3 protein-coding genes are annotated in these 3,516 nt (G+C 68.8%); 2 read left to right on the top strand and 1 reads right to left on the bottom strand.

The window, feature by feature from the left end; translation table 11 throughout:
• The first annotated feature begins 305 nt into the window (after positions 1-305).
• Positions 306-1,859 (top strand): MDR family MFS transporter, encoded by a 1,554-nt coding sequence (locus ACIP1U_RS27700; protein WP_400322020.1) that lies wholly within the window; start codon positions 306-308, stop codon positions 1,857-1,859.
• Positions 1,860-1,941: 82 nt separating this feature from the next.
• The gene (locus ACIP1U_RS27705; protein WP_400322022.1) at positions 1,942-2,568 is read left to right on the top strand and encodes a glutathione peroxidase; all 627 of its coding nucleotides are present in this window, start codon (positions 1,942-1,944) and stop codon (positions 2,566-2,568) included.
• Between the two features lie 21 nt (positions 2,569-2,589).
• Here the strand turns inward: ACIP1U_RS27705 and gstA are convergent, their stop codons facing one another.
• Complete coding sequence (gene gstA, locus ACIP1U_RS27710; RefSeq protein WP_400322024.1) at positions 2,590-3,216, bottom strand: glutathione transferase GstA; 627 nt, start codon at positions 3,214-3,216, stop codon at positions 2,590-2,592.
• Between the last annotated feature and the right edge of the window lie 300 nt (positions 3,217-3,516).

The raw sequence follows: 3,516 nt of genomic DNA on the forward strand, positions 1-3,516 counted from the left end.
CGGCCACACTGCGCGTCAAAACCGAGCATCAACCACTGTACTACCGGTTCCTGGCGGCAAGCCGGCATGAGGGGCATGCAGTCATCTCTCCCGCGGGCGGGAGAGGGGAGAAAGCCGTAGGGGGCGGACGACAGACCCCCGCGACCTCCCCTCAGCGCGATATGCGCTAACCGCATATAATTATGCGGTTACTGAATTGCGGTCGCTCCGTTGCGGCATCCCAGCCGTTCCTCGCGGACCTTCCGGCCGGCAATTCCCCTTCCCATGTTTGCATCGCGGCACTTTGCCGCGTACCCGTGTCTGCAATGTCGTCGTCCGCATCCGCCGCCCAAGCCATTCCAACGCCCGTCCACGACCATCGCGCCATCATGCGCGTCATCGGTGGCATCGTGCTGTGCATCCTGCTGGCGGCGCTGGACCAGACCGTGGTGATCCCGGCGGTCCCGGCCATCGCCAATGACCTGAACGGTTTTGGCCACCTGTCGTGGATCGTGACCGCGTACCTGATCGTGTCGACGGTGACCACGCCGCTGTACGGCAAGCTTTCCGACAGCTTCGGGCGGCGCCGCCTGCTGATGGTGGCGATCACGCTGTTCATCGGCGCCTCGGTGGCGTGCGCGCTCGCGCAGACGCTGGGGCAGCTGATCCTGTTCCGCGCGCTGCAAGGCGTGGGCGGCGGCGGGCTGATGTCGCTGGCGCAGGCGGCCATCGCCGACGTGGTGGCGCCGCGCCAGCGCGGGCGCTACCAGGGCTACCTGGCCACGGTGTGGGCCGTGGCGTCGATCGCGGGGCCGCTGGTGGGCGGCTGGGTGTCGGACCACATGTCGTGGCGCTGGCTGTTCTGGGTCAACGTGCCGCTGGGCCTGCTGGCGATGGTGATGTGCTATCGCGGCCTGGCGACGCTGCCGCCGCGCGGCGGTCGCGCACGCGTCGACTGGCTGGGCGCGCTGCTGCTGGCGGTGGCCATCGTCGCCTTCCTGCTGGCGATGAGCTGGGGTGGCGATGTCTATGACTGGCTCTCGCCGGAGCTGGCCGCGCTGCTGCTCGCCGCGGCCGTGGCGGTGGTGCTGCTGGTGTGGCAGGAGCGCCGCGCCGCCGACCCGATGCTGCCGCCGCGGCTGTTCGGCAACCGCGCCTATGTGATGGGCGTGGCGGCATCGGCGCTGTCGGCGCTCAATATCTTCCTGTGCATCTTTGCGCTGCCGCTGCACTTCCAGCTGGTGCGCGGTGCCGATGCCTCGACCTCCGGCCTGCTGGTGATGCCGTTCCTGCTGGCGACGGTGGCGGGCAACTTTATCGTGGCGTGGGTCGCGCCGCGCGTGGGCCGCATGCGCGGCATCCTGACGGCGGGCTATGTTGCCGGTGCGCTCGGTTTGATCGTGCTGGCGCTGGTGACGCCGGCGGCGCCGCTGGCTGTTGTGCTGATGGCGATGACGCTGGCCGGCGTGGGCCTGGGCATCACCATGGTGGCCACGCTGATGAGCGTGCAGAACGTGCTGGAGCGCCGCGATACCGGCGCCGGCACCGGCGCGCTGCTGGTGCTGCGTTCGCTCGGCAGCGCGCTCGGCGGGGCGCTGGCGGGCACGCTGCTGACGCTGGAATTCCGCCATGCGCTGGCGGCTTCGGGTGTGACGCAGGCGCTCGACCTGGGCGCGCTGCGCCATGGCAGCGAAGCACTGGCGCAGCTGTCGCCGGCGGTGCGGCACGTGCTGGCCGGTGGCGTCGAGTCGGGCTTCCACCTGATCTTTGCCGTCGGTGCGGCCGCGTCGCTGCTGGCGCTGCTGGTCGTGCGCAGCATGCCGGACCTGGAGCTGCGCAGCAGCGTCACCGAGCACGCGGCCACGCTGGCGATGGACTGAAGCGGCGGGCGGCAGCGGGCCCGTCATCGGCGTAGACTACGTGTACCCGATACAGCGAGCCGCCCCCTGGAGCCCCGTCGCCATGTTCAGTCGTTCCCTGACCACCCGCCCCCTCGCCTTCGCCGCCGTGGCGCTCGCCGCGTCGGCACTGCTGCCCTCGCCTGCCCGCGCCGCCGAGAAGCCCGCAGCGCCCGCCGCGGTCGCTGGAGCGACGCAGGCCGGCGCTTGCCCAGCATCGCTCAACTTCACCTTCCCGCGCCTGCAGGACGAGGCGCCGCAGAACCTGTGCCAGTACGCCGGCAAGGTGGTGCTGGTGGTCAACACGGCCAGCTATTGCGGCTTCACGCCGCAATATGAAGGCCTCGAAGCGCTGCACGCCAAATACAACGCGCGCGGCCTGGTGGTGCTTGGCTTCCCGTCCAACGACTTCTCGCAGGAGCCGGGCTCGGAGAAGCAGATCGCGGACTTCTGCTACAACACCTACGGCGTCAAGTTTCCGATGCTGGGCAAGTCGCACGTGCGCGGCAGCGACGCCAATCCGATGTACGCGCTGCTGGCCAAACAGACCGGCACCGCGCCCAAGTGGAACTTCTACAAGTACCTGATCGGCCGAGACGGCAAGGTGGTGGCCAGCTATGACAGCCGCACCAGGCCGGACGACAAGGAGCTGGTGGCGAGGATTGAATCGCTGCTCGGCGCGCAGCGCTGAGCAGCGCCCTGCTCCGTCAGCTCAGTCGCGCACCAGCCCTTCCGCGCGCAACGCTTCCTGCACCGCGGGTCGTGCCGCCACGCGCGACAGGTATTGCTGCAATGACGGGTACGCGGTCAGCGGCATCATCAGCATGCGCGCCCAGCCAAGGATGGTGAAGCAATACGCATCGGCCACGGTGTAGCGGTCGCCCAACAGGTATTGGCGGGTTTGCAGATGGCGGTCGAGCTCGGCGAAGCGCGCTTGCAGCCTGGCCTTGCATGCCTCTTGCGTGCTTGGCGCGGTTTCCTTGTGCCACAGCCACGGGCTGAACACCTTGTGCAGTTCGGTGGAGACCAGCGTGAGCCAGCCGGTGGCTTCCAGCCGATCGCGCGTGCCGGCGGCTGGCAGCAGGCCGCGTTCAGGCACGAGATCGGCGATGTACTGGAGCAACGACGCCACTTCCGTATGGCGCGAGCCATCGTCCAGTTGCAGCAGCGGCACGTAGCCGCGCGGGTTGATGGCGTAGTAGTCGTCGCTGCCGTGCTCGGGCTGTGCCAGCTTGTGGTGTTGCAGGTCGACACTGGCCAGCGTGACGGGCAGGCCGGCTTCGCGCAGCGCGATGTGGACGGACATCGAGCATGCGCCTGGGGAGTAGTAGAGCTTCATCGCGATCCTGTTTGGGGTTGGCTGGCCGTCACGCCGTTGTGGGGCCGTGCGAGCAGTCTAGGATCGCGGGTTCGGTGGGGCAATGCGCGGGCTTGCGGAGGGCGATTGCAGATTTGCACAGTGTCTCGCCGTGCGCTGGTTTGCTCCCCTCTCCCGCGTGCGGGAGAGGGGTTGGGGGAGAGGGCCGGCGCATGGCAAGCATCGTGACGCCGCACTTCGTGGAGACTCGGGGGCGCGCCCCCCCCCCCCCCCCCAAAAGGGGGGGGGGGGGGCAACCATCCGCAAAAAAAAAACCATAGC

The sequence above is a fragment of the Cupriavidus sp. NPDC089707 genome (genome assembly GCF_044748965.1).
In the GTDB taxonomy this organism is placed as follows: domain Bacteria; phylum Pseudomonadota; class Gammaproteobacteria; order Burkholderiales; family Burkholderiaceae; genus Cupriavidus.